A 421-nucleotide genomic window follows, 5' to 3' on the forward strand; every position below is an offset into this window, starting at 1 on the left:
GCCCTTCTGGGCGTTGATGTCCCAGTCGTTGACCGCGCCCGGGTCGCCGCCGGACTCGCGGATGATGTTGCGCTTGATGCCGTCGTAGGAGCCGGGGATACCGTGCTTCTTCATGATCGACATGGCCTCACGGATCCACCCGTCCAGGTTGTCGGGGTAGTCCTCGGCCTTCTTGCCGTCCTTGGCGGCCTTGGCGTGGGCGGCCTGGGTGGCGACGTGCTCGGCGGCGGTCGCGGAGTCCGCGGACAGCACCTTGTCGGCCGGCTTGGCCGGGGCCTGGGCGTGGGCGGTGCCGGTCAGGGCGGCGGTGGCGATACCGGCCGCGCCCAGGACGGTGATACCGGTGGTGGCGATACGGCGGGGGATCAGCGTGGTGGTACGCATGCGAGCGGAAAGCCTCTCGTGGGGGGACGTTCCGGCC

1 protein-coding gene is annotated in these 421 nt (G+C 70.5%); it reads right to left on the minus strand.

Annotation, left to right across the window (positions count from 1 at the left end; all coding sequences use genetic code 11):
- Positions 1-384: lysozyme family protein (locus IO40_RS0132825; protein WP_031176688.1), on the minus strand; the 384-nt coding region annotated here is incomplete at its 3' end.
- Between the last annotated feature and the right edge of the window lie 37 nt (positions 385-421).

Source organism: Streptomyces albus subsp. albus, from assembly GCF_000725885.1.
Taxonomy (GTDB): domain Bacteria; phylum Actinomycetota; class Actinomycetes; order Streptomycetales; family Streptomycetaceae; genus Streptomyces; species Streptomyces albus.